The organism is Candidatus Kosakonia sp. 282A-S69 (genome assembly GCF_029433855.1).
GTDB classification, from domain to species: Bacteria; Pseudomonadota; Gammaproteobacteria; order Enterobacterales; family Enterobacteriaceae; genus Kosakonia; species Kosakonia cowanii_A.
In genome coordinates this window covers 1-249 of the sequence record NZ_JAROAU010000005.1, presented here as the reverse complement: position 1 = coordinate 249, position 249 = coordinate 1, and the positions used below count along the sequence as shown (strand labels likewise).

Annotated in this window: 1 protein-coding gene; it reads right to left on the bottom strand. The window is 73.5% G+C overall.

The genetic code is table 11. The annotated features are described in order from the left end of the window. On the bottom strand, window positions 1-249 hold a 249-nt coding region (locus PU683_RS20740; protein ID WP_277174503.1), incomplete at both ends, for a hypothetical protein.

Sequence of the window (249 nt, the reverse complement as noted above, 5' to 3'; positions counted from 1 at the left end):
CCGATGACGAACGTGTCGAACGTGTACTTGCCGTTCAGCCGCGTCTGCGAGGTCGGCGGGCCGTGCTTCGGCGCGGTGAACGGCTGTCCGCCCGAGCCGTCGGCTGAGGTGTCGCCGGGTCCCTCACCACCGGTTTCGTCGTCGTCCTCCGCGGAGTCGGCGTTGGTGGCCTGCTCCTCCTCCTGCGTGCGGTGCCGCCCGCGGTCGGCCTGCTGGGGACCCGCGCCGCGTGCCGCGTCCCCGGTGTCG